The sequence below is a fragment of the Paenibacillus sp. ACRRY genome, assembly GCF_022346995.1.
Lineage (GTDB): Bacteria > Bacillota > Bacilli > Paenibacillales > Paenibacillaceae > Paenibacillus.
Map to the genome: position 1 here is coordinate 46699 of NZ_JAKRNM010000008.1, position 21922 is coordinate 68620.

The window sequence follows — 21922 nt, forward strand, 5'->3', positions numbered from 1 at the left end:
GGAGTATCACTCATGACTATCAAACCGACGGGGCTGGATCGTCTGATCCTCGCACTGAACGCCATCTTTCTCACTTGTGCTGTACTAGTTGTGGTTGTTCCTCTTATTTATATTGTTATCGCTTCCTTTATGGATCCAACGGTACTGCTTAACCAAGGACTATCCTTCAACGTATCCGACTGGAGTCTGGATGGTTATGAGATGATTCTGTCCAATCCGGCCATGATTCGAGGCTTCGCGAATGCGGTGCTATACTCGGTTTCGTTTGCCTTCGTGACCGTGGCGGTTTCCATCTGTGCAGGTTATGCCTTGTCTGAAGAAAGGCTGGCGGGAAGAGGATTTTTCATGGTTCTGTTTATCATTACGATGTTCTTCGGTGGCGGCCTCATTCCCACCTATCTGCTTGTGCGTAATCTCGGGATGCTGGATACCATATGGGCGATCATCATTCCCGGAGCGGTCAACGTGTGGAACATCATTCTCTCCAGAACTTTTTTCAAAGGCGTGCCCAGGGAGCTGAAAGAAGCTGCGAACGTGGACGGTGCTTCCGATATGAAGATTTTCTTTCAGATCGTCATTCCGCTATCCAAACCGATCATTTTTGTCCTTGCGTTGTACGCGTTCGTCGGGCAGTGGAATTCCTATTTTGATGCCATGATTTATTTGGATAATCCCAATCTTCATCCTCTACAGCTCGTCCTGCGTTCCATTCTGATCCAGAATCAGGCTGCACCAGGCATGATCAGTGATCAGCTTGCCATGGCGGAGCTTAAACGGCTATCCGAGATGATTAAGTATTCTGCCATCGTCATTTCAAGTCTGCCGCTGATTATCATGTATCCGTTCTTTCAAAAGTACTTCGAAAAGGGTGTCATGGTAGGTTCACTCAAGTAGTGAACAGCCTCAGATATCTTAAGTCAGATCCAACAATATAAAGTGGAGGTCACGTCATGAAAAAAGTGAAAAAGTCCAAAAGAGGCATTACATCGGTATCCCTATCCATGTTGTCTGCTGTACTTCTGCTCACGGCCTGTGGTGGAGGCGGTGGCGGCGCAGCCAGTGAAGCCCAGTCTCCCGATGGGAAAGTGACACTGAATTTTATCACGCAGAGCTCGCCGCTGGCTCCGGCCGATCCGAACGAGAAGCTGATTAACAAACGACTTGAGGAAAAGACCAATGTGCACATCAACTGGAAGAATTATACGAGTGATGTGTTTGCCGAAAAAAGAAATCTGGCGGTAGCCAGCGGGGATCTGCCCGATGCCATCTTTGACGCAGGTTACGGAGATTATGATCTTCTGAAACTGGCCAAGGACGGGGCCATCATCCCGCTCGAAGACTTGATTGAACAATACATGCCCAATCTGCAAAAGGTGCTGGAGGAAGCTCCCGAATACAAGAGCATGATTACAGCGCCGGATGGACATATCTACTCTTTCCCATGGATCGAGGAGCTGGGAAGCGGCAAGCAGCGGATACAAGCGGTGGATAATCTGCCATGGATCAATGTGGAATGGCTGAATAAGCTCGGACTGAAGATGCCGACGACGACCGAGGAATTGAAGGAAGTGCTAATCGCCTTCAAAACGCAAGATCCCAATGGAAATGGAAAAGCGGATGAAATTCCGTTGTCGTTCATCAACAAGCCGGGCGGAGAAGATCTGACATTTCTCTTTGCCGCATTTGGGCTTGGGGAGAACTGGGATCATACCGTGGTAACGAACGAGGGTAAGGTCGTCTTTACGGCAGCGGATGAAGGCTATAAGGAAGCCGTGAAATATATCCATGAGCTTGTCCAGGAAGGTCTTGTGGATGTGGAAGCCTATCAACAGGATTGGAATACGTATCTGGCCAAAGGCAAGGACCATAAGTACGGCATGTATTTCACATGGGATAAGGCCAACATTACGGGAATGAATGACACGTATGATGTTTTGCCTCCGCTTGCCGGTCCGGATGGAGAGAGAAATGTCACAAGAACCAACGGGATTGGGCTCGACAGAGGACGTATGGTCGTCACGAGCAGCAATAAAAATCTGGAATCCACTGCGAAGTGGGTAGACCAGCTGTACGATCCGCTCCAATCAATCCAAAATAACTGGGGAACGTATGGGGATGAAACGCAGCAGAATATTTTTGAATTCGATGAAGCCAAGGGCATGCTGAAGCATCTGCCGCTGGAAGGAGCTGCGCCTGTCGAACTTAGGCAAAAAACGAGCATTGCGGGACCACTGGCGATTCTCGACAGTTACTACGACAAATACACGACGAAACCAGAAGATGCTGCTTGGCGCATGGAGCTTCTGGATCGGGTCATGGTTCCACATATGAAAGCAGAAAACGTCTATCCAAGCGTATTTTTCTCCATTGATGAGCTCGACCGACTGTCTACCATTGAAACCGACCTGTTTGCTTATGTACTGCGCATGCGCACGGAATGGTATCAAAACGGGAAAATCGAGCAGGAATGGGATGCCTATCTGAAAGAGCTGGATCGTCTTGGACTGCAGGAATGGCTTCAGATTAAACAAGCGGGATATGACCGCAATACAAAATAAAAAAACGTGTAATTCAAAGGAGAGAACCTACATGTCTACAATATCAACAACCGATTACCGAGGTGCTTATCATTTCTCACCGAACGAGAAGTGGATGAATGATCCCAATGGGATGGTGTTTTTCAAAGGCGAGTATCACCTGTTCTATCAACATCACCCGTTTGGTACCACATGGGGACCGATGCATTGGGGGCATGCTGTGACCAAGGATCTGTTCACCTGGGAAGAGCTTCCTGTGGCTATGGCGCCGGATGAACACGGCATGATCTTTTCGGGCAGTGCAGTGGTGGATTGGAATAATACTTCCGGTTTCTTTGATGAGGAACCAGGACTGGTGGCGATATTCACGCATCATCTGGAAGTGCCGAACGAGCAGCCGATTCAGCGGCAGAGCATTGCATACAGCAAGGATAATGGCCGTACATGGAACAAATATGAGGGCAATCCGGTACTGGAGCATGAGTCTTATGTCGATTTCCGTGATCCCAAGGTGTTCTGGCGCGAGCAGAACAAGGAATGGGTAATGATCATCGCCTGTGGTCAGACCGTATGCTTGTACCGTTCTCCCAATCTGAAGGATTGGACACTAGGCAGTGAATTCGGGGCAGGCATCGGTTCACATGACGGCGTGTGGGAATGTCCTGATCTCTTCCCGCTGGCAGTGGATGGGGACCATGGGCATGAAAAATGGGTCATGCTTGTCAGTATTGGTGCAGATCCTGCGTTCAAGGAAGGCTCGCGGACGCAGTACTTTATCGGAGATTTTGATGGGTCGACGTTTGTTCCGGATGAAGCTTCCCGCATGGTTCGCTGGCTTGACCATGGCCGGGACAACTACGCAGGAGTCAGTTGGTCCGACATTCCGGCAGAAGACGGCAGACGCCTGTTTATGGGCTGGATGAGCAACTGGATGTATGCCAACCAAACACCAACCGAAGGTTATCGCGGCGCGATGACGATTGCTCGGGAGCTTACTTTGGAAACGATAGACGGTACAGTCACATTGGTTCAGCGTCCGGCCCGTGAGATGGAGCAAGCCCGGAAACCGATATTGACCCTGCACAATGTTTCTGTCCAAGAGGCGAGGAAGCATCTCAGCACGCTGCAGCTGGTGAGCTATGAAGTCGATGCGCAATGGGAATCTCAGCAATCCGTTCAATTTACCTTGAGAAGCAGCGCCAGTCATCAAACGCTCGTTGGTGTAGACGCGGATCAGCGTGAGGTGTACGTCGATCGCAGTCGATCAGGCATCGTTGATTTCCATGAGCATTTCCTGGGACGTCACACCGCAAGGGTTCAGGGCGGGGGTCAACATTTGCGTATCTATGTGGATTCTTCTTCGGTTGAGGTATTTGCGAATGACGGTCAGGCCGTTATTACCGACCTGATCTATCCGGATCCAGAGGCTACGCGAATTTCGGTTGATGCCGATCAGGAAGACATGGTCTTCTCCGCTCTTCATATCTACGAATTATCTCCCGTTAAGGTGAAAGTTCATGAGAAATAAAGAGAAGGAGGGCAGATAAATGCGTATAGGTGCCATCGAAGCAGGCGGAACAAAATTTGTATGCGGAATAGGCAATGAACAAGGACATATGGAAGACTGGTTCAGCTTTCCGACGGAACATCCCAAGATTACACTCGCCAAGGTGAGTGACTATTACAAAGATAAAGGGGTAGTGGCTATCGGCATTGGTTCCTTTGGTCCGATCGATTTGAAGACGGATAGCCTTACTTACGGTTACATTACCACAACTCCGAAGTGCGAATGGGAAAACTGCAATGTGGTGGGAATCTTGAAGCGTGAATTCCCTGTTCCCTTCGGGTGGGATACGGATGTGAATGCTGCTGCTCTGGGGGAAGTCACATGGGGAGCTGCGCAGGGCTTGGACAACTGCGTCTATTATACGATTGGCACAGGTATTGGCGTTGGGCTTATTGCTGGAGGAAAAAGAATACACGGATTGCTGCATCCAGAGGGTGGACACATCCGGACGAGGCGGCATCCGCAGGATCACTTTGCCGGGTTGTGCAAGTATCATGGGGATTGCCTGGAGGGACTGGCTGCAGGGCCAGCCATCGAAGCCCGCTGGCAGACACCCGGCAGGGAGCTGCCGACGGACCATCTGGCATGGGAGATCGAATCCTTTTATATTGCAGAATCCATTACGACGTCCATCCTGCTGCATTCACCGCAGAAGATCATCTTGGGCGGTGGAGTCATGCAGCAAATGCATCTGTTTCCCATGATTCGGGAACAGGTTATACACAATCTTCATGGTTATGTAAACGTGCCTGAATTGGTGCAGCACATCGACCAATATATTGTTCCACCAGGATTGGGACAACACGCAGGTTTATACGGTGCGCTTGCCTTGGGCATTGAAGCACTTAATCAAGTAAAGACTGATTCATCGGTATCATTGTAATCGACATGTTCGGGAAAGGACGGAGCAAATCGCTTAAAAGACTGATTCAGTTGTTTAAGGGAATGCATCGTCCTTTCTTTATTTTTTTTTTTATATCACGCAGAGAAATGAGGGATGTTCATGAGATTCATTTTAAGGTCCATTAGCTGCGTCCTATTATCCTGTGTCCTTGGTTCTGCTTCTGTGGAGGCGTACTCAACGCCTTCCTATCTGGATAAGGTTACGATGCAGCAGAGTACGGCATCATCCATAAGTTCAAAACCTCAAACTCAACATACGGAGGCGGTTCCGATGAAAATGGACGTGCCCAAGGCAGTAACAAATTTGTCCGGTTGGACATTGCATGGTAAAGGCAATTTTGAAGATACGAATGAAGGGCTTTATCTGGCTTCCGAAGAGAAGGAGAATGTAACCGCCCTATCGGACACGGCGGCCGATGATTTTATTTATGAAGCAGATTTGTTAATCAAGGATATGAAGGCAGATACCAGTCTTGTTTTCCGTTCCAATGATGCGGGGTGGTCTGCTTATATGCTGCAAGTGGTTCCTCAGGCTGGTCTGATTCGTTTAAAAGATGCCAGTGGCAAGTCAGGTACATTGTTGGAAGAGTACTCGGTAACCGTGGAGTCTGGCGGCATTTATCATTTGAAAGTAAAAGCGGTTGGCGAGAGGCTGCAGGTGTATTGGGATGGCGGGTACGACCCGGTGATTGATGTGAAAGACAGTGCGTATGTATCAGGGAAGCTGGGGCTCCATGTGTGGGACGGATCAGCTTTGTTCCAAAATGTGAAGATCAGTACCATGGGTGGAAATCTGGGTAACCCCGTTTACAGTGAAGGTGACTGGCAGCCGGATATCCAGGGATATCGTGGGAAAGGAAGTTCGCAAGAGGAAACGCGGATCATATACGAAAAAACAGCGGGGGATTTTGTATTTGAGGGAGATATGTCTTTGGCCGATACGAGCTTCGCAGCTCTACGATTCAGGTCAAATACAGACGGGACAAAGGGATACAAAGCGGCTCTTACTAGAGTAGGGGAAGAGGTTCGGGTACAGCTGCAAAAGGCAGACGGAACGATTCTTGCGAATTCGGATCGTACATACCCAAGTCAACCGGAAGCAAAGCACCATATCGAAGTGGTTGCCACCGGTAGCCTGATTCAGGTGTATGTAGATGGATATGCAGCACCGGCTGTGGAGGTTATGGATTCAAGTTATGCCGAGGGATATGCCGGACTTGAAGTGGAACAGGGCATGGCCTATTTTCAAGATACGTATATCACGGAAAATGCGAAGTATTATACGGAAAAATACCGTCCCCAATATCATTACTCTCCGATTCGAGGGTCCGCAAGTGATCCAAACGGATTGGTTTATTACGAGGGGGAGTATCATTTGTTTCACCAGGATGGAGGGACATGGGCACATGCAGTCAGTACGGATCTTGTGAAATGGAAGCGTTTACCCATTGCACTGTCTTGGAATGATCTGGGTCATGTATGGTCGGGATCAGCGATTGCGGATCTGAACAACGCATCCGGCCTGTTCTCGGATTCTGGTGGCAAAGGTCTGATCGCATACTATACGTCGTACCATCCGGGTAAGCCTGGTGGCAATCAGCGTATCGGTCTCGCATACAGTACGGATCAAGGCCGGAACTGGCAATACGCGGAAGACCATCCGATTGTGATCGAGAACCCTGGCCAAAATGGCGAAGACCCGGGGAGTTGGGACTTTCGCGATCCGAAGGTCGTTCGGGATGAAGAGCACAACCGCTGGATCATGGTGGTATCTGGCGGGGATCATATCCGGTTTTTCACCTCAACGAATCTGCTCGATTGGACATTAACCGATAACTTCGGGTATGGGGAATACATACGCGGAGGGGTATGGGAGTGTCCAGACCTGATTCAGCTGCCAGTAGAGGGGACGGATGAGCGCAAGTGGGTGCTTATGATCAGTACAGGAGCCAATACGAAAACGCAAGGATCGGATGCGGAATACTTTGTTGGCGAGCTGACGGCGGAGGGGGAATTCCTGAACGACCATCCTGCCGGAAAAGTGCTGAAGACGGACTTCGGCAAGGAATTCTATGCGTCGATGTCATTTGCGAATATGCCGGATCAGCGGAAAGTGATGCTTGCGTGGATGACGAATTGGGATTATCCATTTGATTTCCCGACGAACCCTTGGAAAGGTCAATTGACTATTCCGAGAGAAGTTTCTCTCCGAGCAACAGATGAGGGTGTGCGTCTGGTACAAAAGCCTGTTATCGAACTTGAGACACTTCGGCAAAACCTGTACAGTGCGGAGCAGTTAATGGTCGGGCCGCAATCGCAGAATGTGCTCAAGGGTCTGGCTGCGGGTGCATACGAAATTGAAGCAGAAGTGGAAATTCCGGCAAACAGTCCCGTTACGGAGTTTGGTTTTCACCTGCGTCAAAGGGAAGGACAACAAACGACCGTAGGCTACAAGACGGAGAAAGAGACGATGTTCGTGGATCGCACCGCTTCGGGAGATGTGGGTTTCTCGGGCTTATTTACCAAAGTTCACGAAGCTGAGCTACAACCTGAAAATGGGAGGATCAAGCTGCGGATATTTGTCGATGAATCTTCCGTTGAAGTGTTCGGCAATGATGGCAGTATTGTTTTCTCGGATGTTATTTTTCCGGATCCGGCTGGAAGGTCGATGGCGTTCTACAGCCTGGGTGGAGATGTGAAAGTGGTCTCCATGAATGTATATGCGATGGATAATATCTGGAGAAGAGGCATGTCCTCCGCACCGAAAGTTATTGCAGATACGCAGAGAAGAGTAACGAATGTGGGTCATACCGAAACCCTCTACGCTTCGGCTGAAGGCGGACCAGGGAAAGGGGCCCAACCGCTAAAATGGACCGTGAGTAATCCTAAAGTGGTGAAAATCGTTGATTCTGGCAAAACACATGCTGCGATTCGTGCTGTAGGCAAGGGAGAAGCTTGGGTGACGGCTTCCATGGCTAATGGCAAAGCTTCTACCAAAATACCGATTACGGTAACGGATGGCGTATTTCACACGAATTTATCCGGCTGGCAAAAGGATCGACCGTCTGCGCAGTGGTTTGTTTCGGATGGCGGCTTACAGGGGAGTGACCGTGGTGATTCACAATATATTGCGCGAGAGACCGCGGGAGACTTCCGATATGAGGCTGACTTGCAGCTGGATGCTGAAGGTGGAGCAGGTTCCATTCTGTTTCGGGCAAGCGAGGATGGACGAAGTGGCTATTATCTGAATGTTGATCCCAACCTGAAGGCGATTCGCCTGTTTTATAAAGTGGACGGAAAGTTCGAGAATCGGCAGGTGCTTGCCCGCATTCCAAAATTCATTCGGAGTAATCAGACTTACCATATCCAGATTCAGGCGAAAGGAACTCATATTCAGGTGGATTTGGACGGTGAACGGATCATGGTTGTCCAGGATGGAACCTTTGCGGAGGGACACTTCGGTGTGCATACGTTTGGAGGCAGTGCGTCTTTCCAGCATGTGAATGCATATGACATGAAAAAAGCAGCTCTGGAGACCGTGATCATTCGCAGTTCAGAACTTCCTGTTGTCCTACAAGCGACGCAATCCCAAGCAGGCGAGGTTGTGAAAGTGGGCGCCGAAAAGGATGGTGAAGAATCAAGGTATGCTTGGATACTGGTGCCTACCGGCGATGATTCCGGTTCTTTTTCCATCCGTACCGTCAGCGGGGTATCATTGGATTGGGATGTCGGTCAGAATCGGATTCAACTCTATCCATATATCGGGTACCCCAATCAACGCTGGAACATTTCCAAAAACGATGATGGGACGGTAAGTATTACAAGTGTGCACAATGGCAGTGCACTCCGTGTATCAGAAGATGGAACCAAGCTGGTGATGGAAGAATTCCAGGCTGAAGATGAGTATCAAAAATGGATTTTGGTAAACAAAGTGCAATAACCGTGGCGTGGCGTGGTGTTCTGGAGAGTTAAAGTAAATGGGATAATGATTTGTAGGTGTTGATCTGCGCCTTCAACATTTGAATAAAACATGTGGAAGAGGACTGCACGTGAGGTGTAGTCCTCTAACTGATTTTCAATACTCACAGCTGTTCTATTAGGAAGAGGAAGGACTAGAGATGATCCAATGCTGAATATTTGTATTTTTAATCTAGTTCGTTTACTAGTGCATTAAGCTAATAGCCGGATAGTTGAATAAATTCATGTTATAATTTGGATAATGCAAATGTTAAAGACTACAACAATGCATTTGTAAATCCCTAGGGAAAGGGAATGGGAAGCAACGAAATGAATGAAAACAAACATCCTGTTCAAGATTTTCGATTTATTTTAACCTTATTAGTGGTTACGTTATGTTGTTTAGGTGTTGCGATGTATTTACGTATCAAATCAGATACGAATATATATCAATTCTTAACCTGGGATATGTTCCTGGCATGGGTACCATATATCATCTCATCATGCATTAGATACATATTCAATAAGAAATTAACGAAAATGAGTCTGATCTGGATGGTGCCAATGAGTGCGGTGTGGCTATTTTTTTTGCCTAATTCGGCATACCTTTTTACTGAAATCCTGCATTCATTCAGATATTTCAATGCTCAAGAAGGAACACAATTTTGGATCCATATTGATTTTTGGTATAACCTCACCCTAACGTTCGCTGTAGCCATACTAGGCATACTTCTCTCAACGTGCTCGATCATTCAAATACATGGTGTGTTAAACAAGTTATTCAGTAAGTACATTAACATGATGGTTATAGGCGTTATTTTAATGTTGAGTAGTTTGGGCGTATACATAGGGAGATTTAATCGGTGGAATTCGTGGGATGTATTGTCCAGGCCTTGGCAAATTGTTATGGATATCATGCATGATCTTGTTGCAAGGAACAACATGGTTATTGAATTTGTGGCTATTGTATTTTTAATACAAATATTTGCATACGTTATTGTATCCTTGTTGACTGCAAGATCCAGTAAAGAATGAATATTGCTCTTTAATTCACTAAGCTAACGGCATGTTAGGGTGAAGGTGTGATAAGATAAATTGAATATATTTACAATAGTAGGGGGTGTATCATGCTAGTTCGTTTGGCAACATCGGAGGATATCCCTCAGCTTGTACAAATGCGTTGGGATTTTTCAGAAGAAGAGCATGCTAATAATGTCGTTACATTTGAGGAATTTAACCAGATATGTAGTGAGTTTTTGCTAAAAGCAATCCAAAGCGGAGACTGGTATATTTGGATTGCAGAAAGTGGTGGAAGTCTTGTATCACATATGTACCTGCAGCTAATACATAAAGTTCCGCGTCCAGGAAAATCTTCAGACCCTTATTACGGTTACGTTACCAATGTTTATACTCGTCCGGCTTTCAGAAACTTAGGTATCGGGTCAAAAATCCATAAAGCTATGGAAAATTGGTCAAAAGAGAATGAGGTCGAGTTTCTCATTCTTTGGCCAAGCAGCGAGAGCGTTGAATTCTATTCAAGAAATGGTTTTTCTCAGAGTGAAGAAGCGCTAGAAAAGCACTGGGACTGAGCAGCAGGTATTTGATCTTTTATAGAATGAAACAGTATCAAGTAATTAGTCCTGAATATCTGGATACTGTTGACGAATCGTTTATCGAAAAAGAAATCATTCGCATTTTACAAACTATTTCGTAAACGCGTTCGTTTCCTACGACTCTTCTCATTGATGCTATCGTCCAGTTATCAGAGTAATCGTTGTAAAATTTGTACCGTAAAACGTTAAAAGGCCATCCGGGTAGATGACCATTAAACTTAGTGATTAGATACAGCGCGGTAAACCCTATCACAGTAAGTCATTTTGATAACGGGAGACAATAGCTCAATAATACCTAGAAGGCAGCTGATCAATTCGATCAGCTGTTTGTTCAGCTAACGGGCAGTTTAGTTCAATGAATCCGTAAATCTGCCAAAAAATAGACATTCATTTCTTAGTCTCATGAGAGCAGTCCGAAACGCCTTTATCCGGTTCACGCGTTCCTGTGTGAACGCTCATCAATGTCGCGAATACAACACGCTCCAGCTTGAAGATAGATCTCAAAAGAACCTGCGCTAAAATGTTTAAGCGCAGGTTCTTTGTTAGGCATTCTTTTTATTTGTAAGGAAGAGACTTGGAATGAAGATTACAGCTAGAGCAATAGCGGATAATAAAAACCCGGAATGATAACCCTTTAAATGATTTGCAATGGTTGGCTGCAATCCTTGTAGGGTAGCTGCGACAACGGTTGCGATAACAGCTGAACCAAAGCTTGAGCCCAAGTTCTCTATAATGTTAATCCCAACACCTGCTTCAGGGAGTTGTTTAGTGTCAATTCCTGTATAGGCATCACTTGTCAAAGGAAGGCTGATTCCTCCAACGCTGGCACCACGGATAAACAATACAATGGAGATCCAAATCATACTTGTTTTATCGGTGATAAAGATAAGGGGAACAGACCCAATAAGTGAAAGGATTAAGCTGACCATAACCACATATTTCGCACCGATCTTGTCAATCATTTTTCCTATCAAAGGTCTGGTGATGAGCATCCCAACCCCTTGAGGAATTAACGCAAGCGCTGCTTCGGTCGCTGTGAAATGACGGAAGTTCTGAAAATATAAAGGGAGAATTAACATAGGTCCCATGATAGCGGCATTAGTCAAGAATAACCCGATGCTGGAGGCTGTGAAGCTCTTATGTGCGAATAAATTCAATGGGAGTACGGTTTGATTTTTTCTTACTAGATTATATACGAAGTAGATGATGGCTAAGACAAGGCCAAGGCCAACCCAAATAATAGATTCGCTATTGTTAAATGAAGCATGATCCGCAGCTTTTGTAATTCCATAAATCAATGCCGCACTCATTACTGACAAATTGATAATCCCAAATAGATCGAGTCTACTATCTTTGTTAAACGGTTCAAAATGGGGTACCTTTTTCATCATCAGCGGCGCAGCAATCAAAACGATGAACACGTTTATGAAGAAAATCCAGCGCCAGGATGCTCCTTGAACAATGAACCCCCCAATAACAGGCCCTAAGATGGGACCAAAGATCATTGGGGTACTGACGATTGCCATTACTCTGCCCAAATTCTCTTGCCCCGCTGTTTTGACTAAAAGCGTGAACATTAGCGTGGTAATTACTCCGGCGCTAAAACCTTGAAGCAAACGGAAAAAGATGAAGCTGGATATGTCCCAGCTAACTCCTACTAAAACAGAAATTACACCAAAAGCGATGACGGCTCCAACGAAAATTTTCTTGCCGTTAAATTTGTTCATAAGCCAGCCGGATACGGGAACCGCAACGGCAAGAGCTAAAACATAACCAGTTATAGCCCATTGAATGATATCCAATGTTGTGCTGAAGTCCTTCGTCAGTTTGTCAATGGCGATATTCACCATCGTGGAGTCAAGCATAGGAGCAATAGCTCCAAGTGCAATGGCCCAGGCGGCCATAAGGACTTCTTTGGGCAAGCCTATTTTCTTTACTTTATTTTCTGCCATTGTAATTCTCCTCTTAAGAAGTTTTTTTGTTTCCTCGTCAACAAAATGTTATTTCATTTTAGTTTCCTTGTCAACAAAATTATATCCATAAAAAAGCAGCCAGCTCTCAGTAGAGCTCGGCTGCCTGTAATTTCAGTTTCTATAATTCAAAACTCTCCAGCTTAATTAATTTCTAGACCCAGTTTTTTTATTTCTGCATCCAGATGCTGATTATACTTTTTCATGAAGCTACGCATACTTTCAAACTGTTCCTCGGTTACCTGTTCAAAGATGTCTTTATCCCGCTCCTGAAACTCTTGATGCAGATCCTCATGGATATTATAAATTTCCTTCCCTTGCTTAGTGAGCCTAAAATAAATTTCTTTTTTATTGTCAGACTTCTGGTAGCATTCAATGAGACCTTTCCCCATGAGCTTCTTCGTTAGTTTACTTATGGCACCTTTGGTCATGTATAGGGATTCCGCAAGTTTTGTAACATTCGGATCTACATTTTTTTCAATGTATTCAATACAATGAACTTCTGAAGGCTTATGGCCCTTAAGACTGTCTTCCAGCTTACTTTTATTAAGCCACACCATTTTGTTGAATAAGTCCCTAAATTCCTTCATAACTAGTTCCTGTTTGTTCATGGCCGACTGTTCCTCCTGCCCTGTGATACACTATGTAATAATTATATTGATTTTTTGTTTCTGCTTCAACAATAGTTCGGATGAGTAAACATCTACTAACGGGCAGGTTAGCGTCGTGACTGTCATGACAAAGAAATTTGTCAATAATGACTTGTATGAGATATTGACTAACTACCTCATATGTATTATCTTAAATCCAACTTTAACAAAAAAGGGGTTTCCTCTAATGTACAGTATCAACGAGCTTGTAAAAATAACCGGAATACCAGCATCTACGCTTCGCTATTATGAACAAGTGGGGATTCTTCCCGAAGTGAAAAGAAGCGTGAATGGACGAAGAGAATATAATGAGAAAGTACTCGAGTGGCTTGAACTCGTGGTGGCATTAAAAGACACAGGAATGTCGATAGAAGAAATAAAATCGTATACAGAGCTTATTCTTCAAGGGGATAATACGTTGGATGTCAGAAGAGATTTTCTAACTGAACACAAAAAAAATGTAGAGATCGCCTTGGCTAAAAAACAGTATCATCTTGAAAAAATTATTCGTAAGATAGCTGTTTATGACGTGCTGCTGTATAAGAAAAGAGAAAGCTCCGGTGATTTGCTTATTTGACTTAAAGTATACTTGAAGATGTAAGGTAGAGATATCATCTAAAAGGAGTGATTAGAATGTCTCTACAAAAGAAAGTTTGGTTTATTACGGGCTGCTCTACTGGATTTGGCCGCCATATAGCGGTACAAGCAATTGAAGCTGGTTATAAGGTAGTCGTGACGGCACGTAGAGTTGAGCAGATTCAAGATATTGTATCAGGGCATGAAGAGAACACGCTTGCTTTACCATTGGATGTAACTGATAATGGTCAAATTAAAGATGCAGTTCAGCAGACCATAGCCAATTTCGGGCGTATCGATGTTCTAGTGAACAATGCTGGGATTGGATATTTTAGTTCAGTGGAAGAAAGCTTGGAAGAAGAGACACGCCGAATGTTCGAAATTAACTTCTGGGGGCTTATGCATATGACTAATGCTGTTCTCCCACATATGAGAGCTCAGAAGTCCGGTCATATCATTAATTTCTCCTCTATCGGTGGTCTAACTTCATTTCCAACACTCGGTTACTATCATGCAACCAAATATGCAGTTGAAGGGATTTCAGAAAGCTTGGCGAAAGAACTGACGCCTTTTAACATTGCAGTAACATTAATTGAACCAAGCGGCTTCCGTACGGATTGGGGCGGCAGATCGTCCGTTAAGACGGATACTCAAATCCCTGAATTGAAGGATTCGTTTGTAGGACAGATGCTGCAAGGTGTTCAGCAGAATGGTGGACAAGAGTCAGGCGATCCAGTAAAAGCAGCAGCAGCTGTAATCAAGGTAGTTGAGACACCAAACCCACCACTTCGTTTACTTCTTGGTAAAGCTGCATATCAAGCAGCAACACATAAATTCACAGGTGTGCTTTCAGACATAGAAGAATGGAAAGAAATCACGCTCAACGCTGATTTTGAATAACAATCAAAAGCCGTCTCTTAAAGGGAAGACTCAAGAAATCCTAATTATTCTTTAAGCTAACGCAGAAACGTTAATATAACAATATAAAGAAAGCAGCTGGTCAATGTGATCAGCTGCTTTTGTTCAACTAACGGGCAGGTTAGCATAAGGTCGCGGAAAGATATATACATATACTGAGTCTTTTTGGTCCAATAGTTAGATGATATTATGATTAGTGTGATAGGGGGCTATGATGCGTAAATATTTTTTCGTTTTGTGTTTAGTTTTTGTGTACGTTTTTTTGGTTACGGGGTGTAGTTTTCTGGGCGGAAATATCTCAGTAAAAGAAGCCAAAATAACCGAATTTACTTCAAGTGAGTTGCAGGCATTATTGAAATCAATAGCAGACTATGTTGATTACAATGTGTCAGGGAAAAAACAAAGAATTTATTACGAATCTGATATTGGAAAAATTGTTGTGCAGGCAGAACTAACGGACAGTGAAGTTGAAGAGCTTAACAAGCAATTTGGAGAAGAGCTAATTACTTTAAAACCTGTAGATAATGAGGAATTTGTCGGGTTAACTCCGTCACAAGACAATCCTTTCCTCCAATAAATACATGACTTAATCAAGCTCTTTATCGCGATTCGCTCTGCATTTCTCAACACTGCACAAACCATACAATGTTGATTATCCTCAAAGTTATCTGTAGTTTGGGATAGGTAATACCGTTAATTTTGATAATTTAATAGTCATAACCGAGAGTTCATGATAAATTATCAGGAACTTGCAGAAGGTGAGGGTTGCTAGTGGAACTAACTTATTTGAAAACCTTTCGGGAAGTGGCAAAATGGGGAAGCTATACACGAGCCGCGGAAACGCTGGGATATGCACAGTCCAGCATCACGACTCAGATTCAGAAGCTGGAGGAAGCTTACGGCACCGTTCTCTTAGAACGTTTTGGCAGGGGAATGAAACTAACGTTGGCTGGCGAAGCGCTGTTGCAATACGCCAACGATATAAACAGACTGCATGAAGAGTCCAAAGAAGTCGTATCCAAACAATCCAAGGGAAGACTGTCTATAGGAACTATCGAGACATTGGCTGCCTTCTGCCTTCCGCCATATCTTCAAAAGTATCGTGGAGAATATCCTGGTATCAATGTGATCATCCAGCCTGGTAACGAACCTTATATTATTGAGTCAGTCAAAAGTGGCGAACTAGACATGGGGATCATTTTGGATCCTCCATTTAAGGATCTCGATCTTCACTGCAGCATTTTGAGGGAGGAAACGTTAGTTTTTATCACGAATCCTGATCATAAACTTGCTTGTCAAAGTGAAGTCCACATTGAAGATCTTGAGGGTGAATCGTTGATTATGACAGAAGATGGCTGTACTTACCGGGCCATGCTTCTCAATGTTTTGAAAAGGAATCAAGTGAATTACAGTCTTTCCTACGAATTCGGCAATCTGGAAGCAATCAAGCAGTGTGTTATTTACGATCTTGGTATTGCCTTGCTGCCGCGTATAGCGGTTGCCGAGGAAATCCGTAAGGGCCAAATTGTCGCGATTCCTTTCGTCCATCCGGAGTGTAGATTTTATACGCAACTCATTTATTCGAAGAAGAAGTGGAAGTCCAAAGCTTTTCAAGGTTTCGTGGATTTGATCAGCGGAAACCAATTATCAATATGATTGAAGTATCTTATCGATTTCTATCGATAACTCCATGGTTAAAGGCTGTGTTACATTGATTGCAAGAAATCAAATCACACCTTGGAGGTAACCCAAATGACAAATCAAATCCAATATTCCCTCGTCTTAGAGACACCTGCTCCTACGTCGGAGTACATTCATCGGCATTTCATAAATAAGCTTTCCGTAGAAACGGATGTCTCAGATGTAAAGCACGATATGAAGCAAGGCCTCAATGACTTTGTACTCATCGACGTCAGAAGCACTATTGCTTATGGAGAATGCCATATACCGGGAGCACTTAGTCTACCTTCCAACACGATCAGCGAAGCGACAACAGCGTCTTTGTCCAGAGATAAACTCATCGTCGTCTACTGCTGGGGGCCGGCTTGCAATGGCGCTAGCAAAGGAGCAGCCCACTTATCCCGTCTTGGTTTTCAGGTCAAAGAAATGCTTGGAGGCATTGAGTACTGGCGTAAGGAAGGAAATGAGGTAGAGGGTACACTTGGCCATTCAGCATGCACGATTGGGTAAGCTCATGAAATAGCTGGCCTATCTGATCCATTTACGAATTACGTGAATGTTCTAGTTGCGACAGGCGTTTAATTCGACTGGACAAACGATCAAACGGAAATTTCAACGATCGGGTAACGTTAGCTCAACAAGATATTATTACGGCAGCTGGTTTTCACGATCAGCTGCCGCTTTCTGTTGAGGTAACGAAGTATAATTTACATCAGTCAGATAACTAGGACCCATGTAACTGCCCTGTCTCCTTGCGCCGCCCATTTATGAATACCAATGACAATGCAATTAACGTGAGGATAATCCCAAGTACTCGAAATCCTTCGAAGCTGAAGTTATCTCCCATTACGCTGCTAATTAGTATAGAAGAGAGAATGGTTCCCAGGTATCTTGAGGTATTAAATATTCCAGATGCTACACCTATAATTTCTTTTGGTGAACTTTTGAATAAGGCCGCTTGCATAGCGACACTGTTCAACCCGTTGCTAATACCGAATGCAGCTAAAGCCAGACATACACTGATAACCGGTGAAGTCTGATCCAGTGTCACAATCCACACGGACCCAAATGTCATCAGTATTCCGGACATAAGCAATGCTGGCCCGGGTCCTGATTTATCGATCCATCGTCCTGCCATTGGAGAAGCAACCAGCGAGCACAAGCCTAAGCTTAGCATGAGCATCCCTGTATGGAACTCGCTGACATGACGTACGATTTGCAAGTAGGACGGAAGCCCGAAGAAGAGAGAGTAAAAAAGCAAGTTAACGACCAAGAATTCGACATTGACCCAAGTCATTGCAGGATATTTAGCGAATGTGCGCAAAGGAATAAAGGGTGCCTTCGCTTTTAACTCATGTCGCACGAAAGCTCCCAGTCCAACGAAGCCAATCAGCCCGACAATAACGTTACTTAATGAAATTCGACCAGATGATTTTGCGGACAATAATCCAACGAGCAGAGCAACCAGACCCACGGTGAATAACAGAACTCCTGGCACATCAATCAAATCAGACCATTTGCGAAAGGACATGTTGCGAGCAACGGATGTCGTAGACGGGACATCCTTAGGAATATGCCTCCAAGCTAATAAAAAGCTTGTCACTACGAAAGGAATATTAACCAAAAAGATAGCGGGCCAGCCCCACCAGTGAATGAAGACCCCGCCAATAAAGGGGCCAATCGCTGCCGCTCCGGATAGGAATATGCTCAAAACTGACAGTGCAGTCGCTTGTTTCTCGCTAATATGAATTCGCACAATGGCCATTCCAACCGCAACCATCATGCTTGTTCCAATGGATTGCACAATGCGGAACACGATGAGCGAACCGAAGTTTGGGGATAGTGGAGCTAATAATGATGCAACGAAGGATACAACAAGCCCTGCAAGAAATATCCTTCTTCGACCGAATAAATCGCTGGCTTTTCCCATAATAGGTTGAGCGATAGCGCTCGCAATGTAGAAAGAAAAAATGATCCAGGATACCACGGTAAAATCGAGTTGGAACTCATTTTGCAGCCTTGGAATTGCCACTGAAATCATTGAAGAATTTAAGGGGTTCAATAGAATTCCTAGTCCAACGGAGATCATCAACCACCTATTGCGAATACTCATTTCAATCCCCCCAATCTGTATGTTAGTGTCATCATCGTACTTGAAATCATTTATTTATTCCAATGCATTTCATGTTATGATTTCATTGACTCAAGGGAATGAGTGGAGGGTGTAAAATGGAACTTCTTCAACTGAAATATTTTCTCGAAGTAGCTCGTTTGGAACATATGACCGAAGCAGCACGAAGTCTGCATGTCACTCAATCATCACTAAGCAAAACGATTGGGCGCTTGGAAGAAGATTTGGGAGTCCCGTTGTTCGATCGAATAGGGAGGAAATTGCGATTGAATGAGTTTGGAAACAGATTCTATCGCCGTGCAGAAAGAGCGTTGTTTGAATTGGAACAGGGGAAGCAGGAGATTAGCGATTTGTCCAGTCTAGAACATGACACACTCGAATTGGCGGTGACCACCGCAAGCACATTGCCTCAGATCCTTCGAGAGTTTCGGAACAAGCGACCCGATATCCAATTTCATGTGCAAATGCTCACAACGCAGGAAATGGTTACGCTTCTTCATAGAGGAGAGGTTGATTTTTGCTTGTCCTCACCTCCTATACGAGGGGAAGACATTGAATGTCAAATCATGTTCATCGACCCGATTCTTGTAGCTGTTCCCAAAGGGCATCGGCTTGCTGACCAAAACAGCATATCTTTGACTGAGCTAAAAAATGAAAGTTTTGTTGGTGTAAAAAGAGGCTACGGTACTCGTGATCTGGTGGATTCTATATGCAAATCGGTTGGATTTGTACCTACGTATGTGTATGAAGGTGATGAACCTGCAAGGTTAATTTCTCTAGTAGAAGCGGGAATTGGCATAGCCTTTATACCAAGTACGGCAAGATATTCTTGGGAACATATCAAATATCTCAAAGTAGAGAATCATGAGTTAGTACGGGAGATCGCTTTGTTATGGCACAGGAGTCGGTACATTTCGCGGGCTGCTCTCGAATTTCGTGAGGTAGTTGTAGAATATTTCGGGACAATATCCAAAGAACAATGATCCGACAACGAATACCGTCTCAAATCCGATTATTCCACTAACGGGAAAAGTTAATTTATAAAAACCAGGGGAGCAGTTGACCATCAAGGTCGGCTGCTTTTGTTAAGTTAACGGGCAGGTTAGTATAGCTTTTTAGTAGTGAGTTACCAGTTAATTAAGAAAGAGAACAATAGAAGGCCATATACAAAACATATTATGATTGATAGATGCTATTCCTTTAATACATCTCAGAGAGTTGGGTAATGTGTTGGATATTCTTACAAGTATGTAAGGCAATTGTCATTTAAATCAATGGTAGCCACATAGCTGCTCCTTTAGACTAATCCAAGGATAGGATTATTTTTAAGGGGGAGTTGGCGTGAGGCTTATAGGCATGTTCATCAAGCCGAAAGTCGTTTGGAATGTCTCTCGAATTCGAAAGGTAATCGGTAGGCTTTTTATCGGGATAGGGCTAATTGCAACGGGGTGCCTCCTCTACGTGTTTCCCGTCTTTGACCTTCCAGTGCCAACCGGCGAGTTGAAGGTAGGCACACAAGTTTTTCATTTTATCGATCCAAGCCGCGAGGAGACACTTGGGAAAACCCCGAATGGTAAAAGGGAATTGATGGTTCAGGTATGGTATCCGGCTCAGGCTGGTACTGACCATTACGCTCCCTTTATTCCTGATACTGAGATTTTACGTTATATGGCTGGGAATTACGGCCTTCCCGGGTTCACTTTTCAACACCTAAAGTATGTATCTAGTCATGCTTATTTGGAGGCCAAAGTCTCTTCGCAACAGAACACATACCCATTGATCCTTGCGAGTCCCGGGTTTGGCTCTTCCAGGTTCCTCCACACGACGCAAGCTGAACATCTCGCGAGTCACGGATATATCGTGGTAGTGATCGACCACACCTACAATACATTTGCAACCAAGTTTCCAGATGGTCGAATCACAACCGACACAACCAACGACTTATTTTCGCCGGATCAGGATTATAGGGAGAGTAGAAGCATTCGCGACAAGTTGGGGGAAATGTTAACAAACGATGTAATCTTTACACTGGACCAGTTCGAGCTTATCCAATCGGGACAGATCCCAAGTATTCTAAAGGGAAGGTTGGATCTGGGGCATATCGGGGTGTTCGGTCACTCCATCGGCGGGGCGACGGCTTATGATGCTTCATACGATCCGCGAATCGCGGTCGGAATAGATCTTGATGGAGGGCTTTATCGTTTGAGTGACAGAGAGGGTCTACGAAAGCCGTTTTTGTTTATCAACTCGGAAAGCTATTACGAAAAATTAAACATGGTGATGGAAAACCGCGCCTACACGGATGAAGAGCTTAAACGTATGGGCTCAACAAGAGAGTGGGAGGATCAAGTAACGGAAGACAAAAAGTTAGAGCTTGAACGGATGCGACTAGCGGCCGACGGAGGGGGACAAATCCTTTATATCGAAAATACGGAACACTTGAATTTTACCGATGTACAGTTCATTTCTCCAATGTTCAATATGCTAGGCATTACAGGAAAGATTGCGCCCTCAAGAGCTAACTTCGCTATCAATGCCTACATGCTGGATTTCTTCAATTTGTATCTAAAACAACAAAAGGGCACCTTAATGAAAGGACCGAATAGCTACTATCCGGAGGTGACTTTCGTAAAAACACACGACATGTGAGGTATAAAAAAACAGCCACTCCTATGTTGGAAAGACTGTATTGTGTTTTGCTACACCCGCGTTACTTAAACAACTTATACCAGTATAAAGTGGTTTCAATATTGGGGTTATATGACTGTTTTAGTGTGTCAGCTCCACCCAGTATGAATCCTTGTTTCACATAAAATCGGCATGCACCTAGATTATCATCTTGTGCTTCCAAGGACATTCCGATCAGTTTACTTTGTAGGGCCCAATCTTCTGCTTTATGTAAGAGCAATTTTCCGACTCCACTGCCTCTATAATCTTCTCTAGTAGCAATGTTTTCAATATAACAGAAACGATTCCAATCCTTAATGATTCTAATTTGTCCTATGCAAGTATTATTCATATAAGCTAAAAACAAAGCTTTATCCTCTCGATTTATATATTGGCTCCAATCCAGGTTGTCATCTGGGAAACGAGTTTCTCTCATTTCATCAAAAAGTTCTTCTGTATAAGACCATCTTCCTGATTGTAAACTGGGGACAACTCGACCATATATCTTAAAAGAATCATTTGTCATATTGATATCCTCTATTAAGTCATAATGTAATGGAGAAATAATGATTTCACTTTCACTACCCAATATTACACACTTCCTTTTATGATGTTTTGATTTATATAATACCATAAAAAGTAAATTACTCATTGTTATAATTAAAAGCCAACTCGTCATGATGACGAGCTGGCTTCTTTTAACAGGTCGAAGAGCATGAACATTTCATATTTTGGTTTTGGACGAGAATGTAG

Annotated in this window: 18 protein-coding genes; 14 read left to right on the forward strand and 4 right to left on the reverse strand. The window is 44.4% G+C overall.

All coding sequences use genetic code 11. The features are described 5' to 3' along the window. Nucleotides 1–12 precede the first annotated feature (12 nt). The 7 genes from MH144_RS22925 (at nucleotide 13) to MH144_RS22950 (ending at nucleotide 10553) form a co-directional block, all read left to right on the forward strand. On the forward strand, nucleotides 13–894 hold the full coding sequence (locus MH144_RS22925) for a carbohydrate ABC transporter permease (protein WP_239304458.1): 882 nt from the start codon (nucleotides 13–15) through the stop codon (nucleotides 892–894). Nucleotides 895–950: 56 nt separating this feature from the next. Then, nucleotides 951–2558 (forward strand): ABC transporter substrate-binding protein, encoded by a 1608-nt coding sequence (locus MH144_RS22930; protein WP_239304460.1) that lies wholly within the window; start codon nucleotides 951–953, stop codon nucleotides 2556–2558. 31 nt (nucleotides 2559–2589) lie between these two features. Continuing rightward, nucleotides 2590–4065, forward strand: coding sequence for a glycoside hydrolase family 32 protein (locus MH144_RS22935; protein WP_239304462.1), 1476 nt, complete (start codon nucleotides 2590–2592; stop codon nucleotides 4063–4065). Nucleotides 4066–4084: 19 nt separating this feature from the next. Further along, a complete protein-coding gene (locus MH144_RS22940; protein WP_239304463.1) occupies nucleotides 4085–4987 on the forward strand; it encodes an ROK family protein in 903 nt (300 codons plus the stop codon). 291 nt (nucleotides 4988–5278) lie between these two features. Further along, on the forward strand, nucleotides 5279–8947 hold the full coding sequence (locus MH144_RS22945) for a GH32 C-terminal domain-containing protein (protein WP_239304465.1): 3669 nt from the start codon (nucleotides 5279–5281) through the stop codon (nucleotides 8945–8947). A 485-nt stretch (nucleotides 8948–9432) separates the two neighbouring features. Then, nucleotides 9433–9999, forward strand: a complete 567-nt coding sequence (locus MH144_RS31110; RefSeq protein WP_481857391.1) for a DUF1361 domain-containing protein — start codon at nucleotides 9433–9435, stop codon at nucleotides 9997–9999. 92 nt (nucleotides 10000–10091) lie between these two features. Continuing rightward, nucleotides 10092–10553, forward strand: a complete 462-nt coding sequence (locus MH144_RS22950) for a GNAT family N-acetyltransferase (protein WP_239304467.1) — start codon at nucleotides 10092–10094, stop codon at nucleotides 10551–10553. Between the two features lie 566 nt (nucleotides 10554–11119). Here MH144_RS22950 and MH144_RS22955 read toward each other — a convergent pair. Both MH144_RS22955 and MH144_RS22960 read right to left on the reverse strand, forming a co-directional pair. Beyond that, nucleotides 11120–12529, reverse strand: coding sequence for an MDR family MFS transporter (locus tag MH144_RS22955; protein ID WP_239304469.1), 1410 nt, complete (start codon nucleotides 12527–12529; stop codon nucleotides 11120–11122). Between the two features lie 161 nt (nucleotides 12530–12690). Beyond that, nucleotides 12691–13158 carry a MarR family transcriptional regulator gene (locus tag MH144_RS22960; RefSeq protein WP_239304471.1) on the reverse strand — a complete coding sequence of 156 codons (468 nt, stop codon included), beginning with the start codon at nucleotides 13156–13158 and terminating at the stop codon, nucleotides 12691–12693. Nucleotides 13159–13384: 226 nt separating this feature from the next. Here MH144_RS22960 and MH144_RS22965 point away from each other — a divergent pair, with 226 nt between their 5' ends. The 5 genes from MH144_RS22965 to MH144_RS22985 all read left to right on the forward strand — a co-directional run bounded on the left by MH144_RS22965 (nucleotide 13385) and on the right by MH144_RS22985 (nucleotide 16881). Next, a complete protein-coding gene (locus tag MH144_RS22965; protein WP_239304473.1) occupies nucleotides 13385–13774 on the forward strand; it encodes a MerR family transcriptional regulator in 390 nt (129 codons plus the stop codon). A 56-nt stretch (nucleotides 13775–13830) separates the two neighbouring features. Continuing rightward, entirely contained in the window at nucleotides 13831–14673 is an 843-nt protein-coding gene (locus MH144_RS22970) for an oxidoreductase (RefSeq protein WP_239304475.1), read from the forward strand. A 232-nt stretch (nucleotides 14674–14905) separates the two neighbouring features. Further along, nucleotides 14906–15268, forward strand: coding sequence for a hypothetical protein (locus MH144_RS22975; protein ID WP_239304477.1), 363 nt, complete (start codon nucleotides 14906–14908; stop codon nucleotides 15266–15268). Nucleotides 15269–15462: 194 nt separating this feature from the next. Continuing rightward, nucleotides 15463–16347 (forward strand): LysR family transcriptional regulator, encoded by an 885-nt coding sequence (locus tag MH144_RS22980; protein WP_239304479.1) that lies wholly within the window; start codon nucleotides 15463–15465, stop codon nucleotides 16345–16347. 96 nt (nucleotides 16348–16443) lie between these two features. After that, nucleotides 16444–16881: a rhodanese-like domain-containing protein gene (locus MH144_RS22985; protein ID WP_239304481.1), complete on the forward strand. Its 438-nt coding sequence runs from the start codon at nucleotides 16444–16446 to the stop codon at nucleotides 16879–16881. Nucleotides 16882–17095: 214 nt separating this feature from the next. Here the strand turns inward: MH144_RS22985 and MH144_RS22990 are convergent, their stop codons facing one another. Beyond that, a complete protein-coding gene (locus MH144_RS22990) occupies nucleotides 17096–18484 on the reverse strand; it encodes an MFS transporter (protein ID WP_239304483.1) in 1389 nt (462 codons plus the stop codon). A gap of 116 nt (nucleotides 18485–18600) precedes the next feature. On the opposite strand from MH144_RS22990, the gene MH144_RS22995 reads away from it, so the two are divergent. Together MH144_RS22995 and MH144_RS23000 are read left to right on the forward strand one after the other, a co-directional pair. Next, nucleotides 18601–19485: a LysR family transcriptional regulator gene (locus MH144_RS22995; RefSeq protein ID WP_239304485.1), complete on the forward strand. Its 885-nt coding sequence runs from the start codon at nucleotides 18601–18603 to the stop codon at nucleotides 19483–19485. 373 nt (nucleotides 19486–19858) lie between these two features. Next, the gene (locus MH144_RS23000; RefSeq protein WP_239304487.1) at nucleotides 19859–21151 is read left to right on the forward strand and encodes an alpha/beta hydrolase family protein; all 1293 of its coding nucleotides are present in this window, start codon (nucleotides 19859–19861) and stop codon (nucleotides 21149–21151) included. 61 nt (nucleotides 21152–21212) lie between these two features. Here MH144_RS23000 and MH144_RS23005 read toward each other — a convergent pair whose 3' ends face one another. Further along, the gene (locus tag MH144_RS23005) at nucleotides 21213–21758 is read right to left on the reverse strand and encodes a GNAT family N-acetyltransferase (RefSeq protein ID WP_239304489.1); all 546 of its coding nucleotides are present in this window, start codon (nucleotides 21756–21758) and stop codon (nucleotides 21213–21215) included. Nucleotides 21759–21922 lie beyond the last annotated feature (164 nt).

Excerpts from the sequence above, each read along its gene's own strand:
- MH144_RS31110 (WP_481857391.1), top strand. The coding sequence starts at position 9,433 with ATGTTCCTGGCATGGGTACCATATATCATCTCATCATGCATTAGATAC.
- MH144_RS22965 (WP_239304473.1), top strand. The coding sequence starts at position 13,385 with ATGTACAGTATCAACGAGCTTGTAAAAATAACCGGAATACCAGCATCT.
- MH144_RS22955 (WP_239304469.1), bottom strand. The coding sequence starts at position 12,529 with ATGGCAGAAAATAAAGTAAAGAAAATAGGCTTGCCCAAAGAAGTCCTT.
- MH144_RS22990 (WP_239304483.1), bottom strand. The coding sequence starts at position 18,484 with ATGAGTATTCGCAATAGGTGGTTGATGATCTCCGTTGGACTAGGAATT.
- MH144_RS22945 (WP_239304465.1), top strand. The coding sequence starts at position 5,279 with ATGAAAATGGACGTGCCCAAGGCAGTAACAAATTTGTCCGGTTGGACA.
- MH144_RS22975 (WP_239304477.1), top strand. The coding sequence starts at position 14,906 with ATGCGTAAATATTTTTTCGTTTTGTGTTTAGTTTTTGTGTACGTTTTT.
- MH144_RS22930 (WP_239304460.1), top strand. The coding sequence starts at position 951 with ATGAAAAAAGTGAAAAAGTCCAAAAGAGGCATTACATCGGTATCCCTA.
- MH144_RS22940 (WP_239304463.1), top strand. The coding sequence starts at position 4,085 with ATGCGTATAGGTGCCATCGAAGCAGGCGGAACAAAATTTGTATGCGGA.
- MH144_RS23000 (WP_239304487.1), top strand. The coding sequence starts at position 19,859 with ATGTTCATCAAGCCGAAAGTCGTTTGGAATGTCTCTCGAATTCGAAAG.
- MH144_RS22925 (WP_239304458.1), top strand. The coding sequence starts at position 13 with ATGACTATCAAACCGACGGGGCTGGATCGTCTGATCCTCGCACTGAAC.
- MH144_RS22995 (WP_239304485.1), top strand. The coding sequence starts at position 18,601 with ATGGAACTTCTTCAACTGAAATATTTTCTCGAAGTAGCTCGTTTGGAA.
- MH144_RS22985 (WP_239304481.1), top strand. The coding sequence starts at position 16,444 with ATGACAAATCAAATCCAATATTCCCTCGTCTTAGAGACACCTGCTCCT.
- MH144_RS22970 (WP_239304475.1), top strand. The coding sequence starts at position 13,831 with ATGTCTCTACAAAAGAAAGTTTGGTTTATTACGGGCTGCTCTACTGGA.
- MH144_RS22960 (WP_239304471.1), bottom strand. The coding sequence starts at position 13,158 with ATGAACAAACAGGAACTAGTTATGAAGGAATTTAGGGACTTATTCAAC.
- MH144_RS22935 (WP_239304462.1), top strand. The coding sequence starts at position 2,590 with ATGTCTACAATATCAACAACCGATTACCGAGGTGCTTATCATTTCTCA.
- MH144_RS22950 (WP_239304467.1), top strand. The coding sequence starts at position 10,092 with ATGCTAGTTCGTTTGGCAACATCGGAGGATATCCCTCAGCTTGTACAA.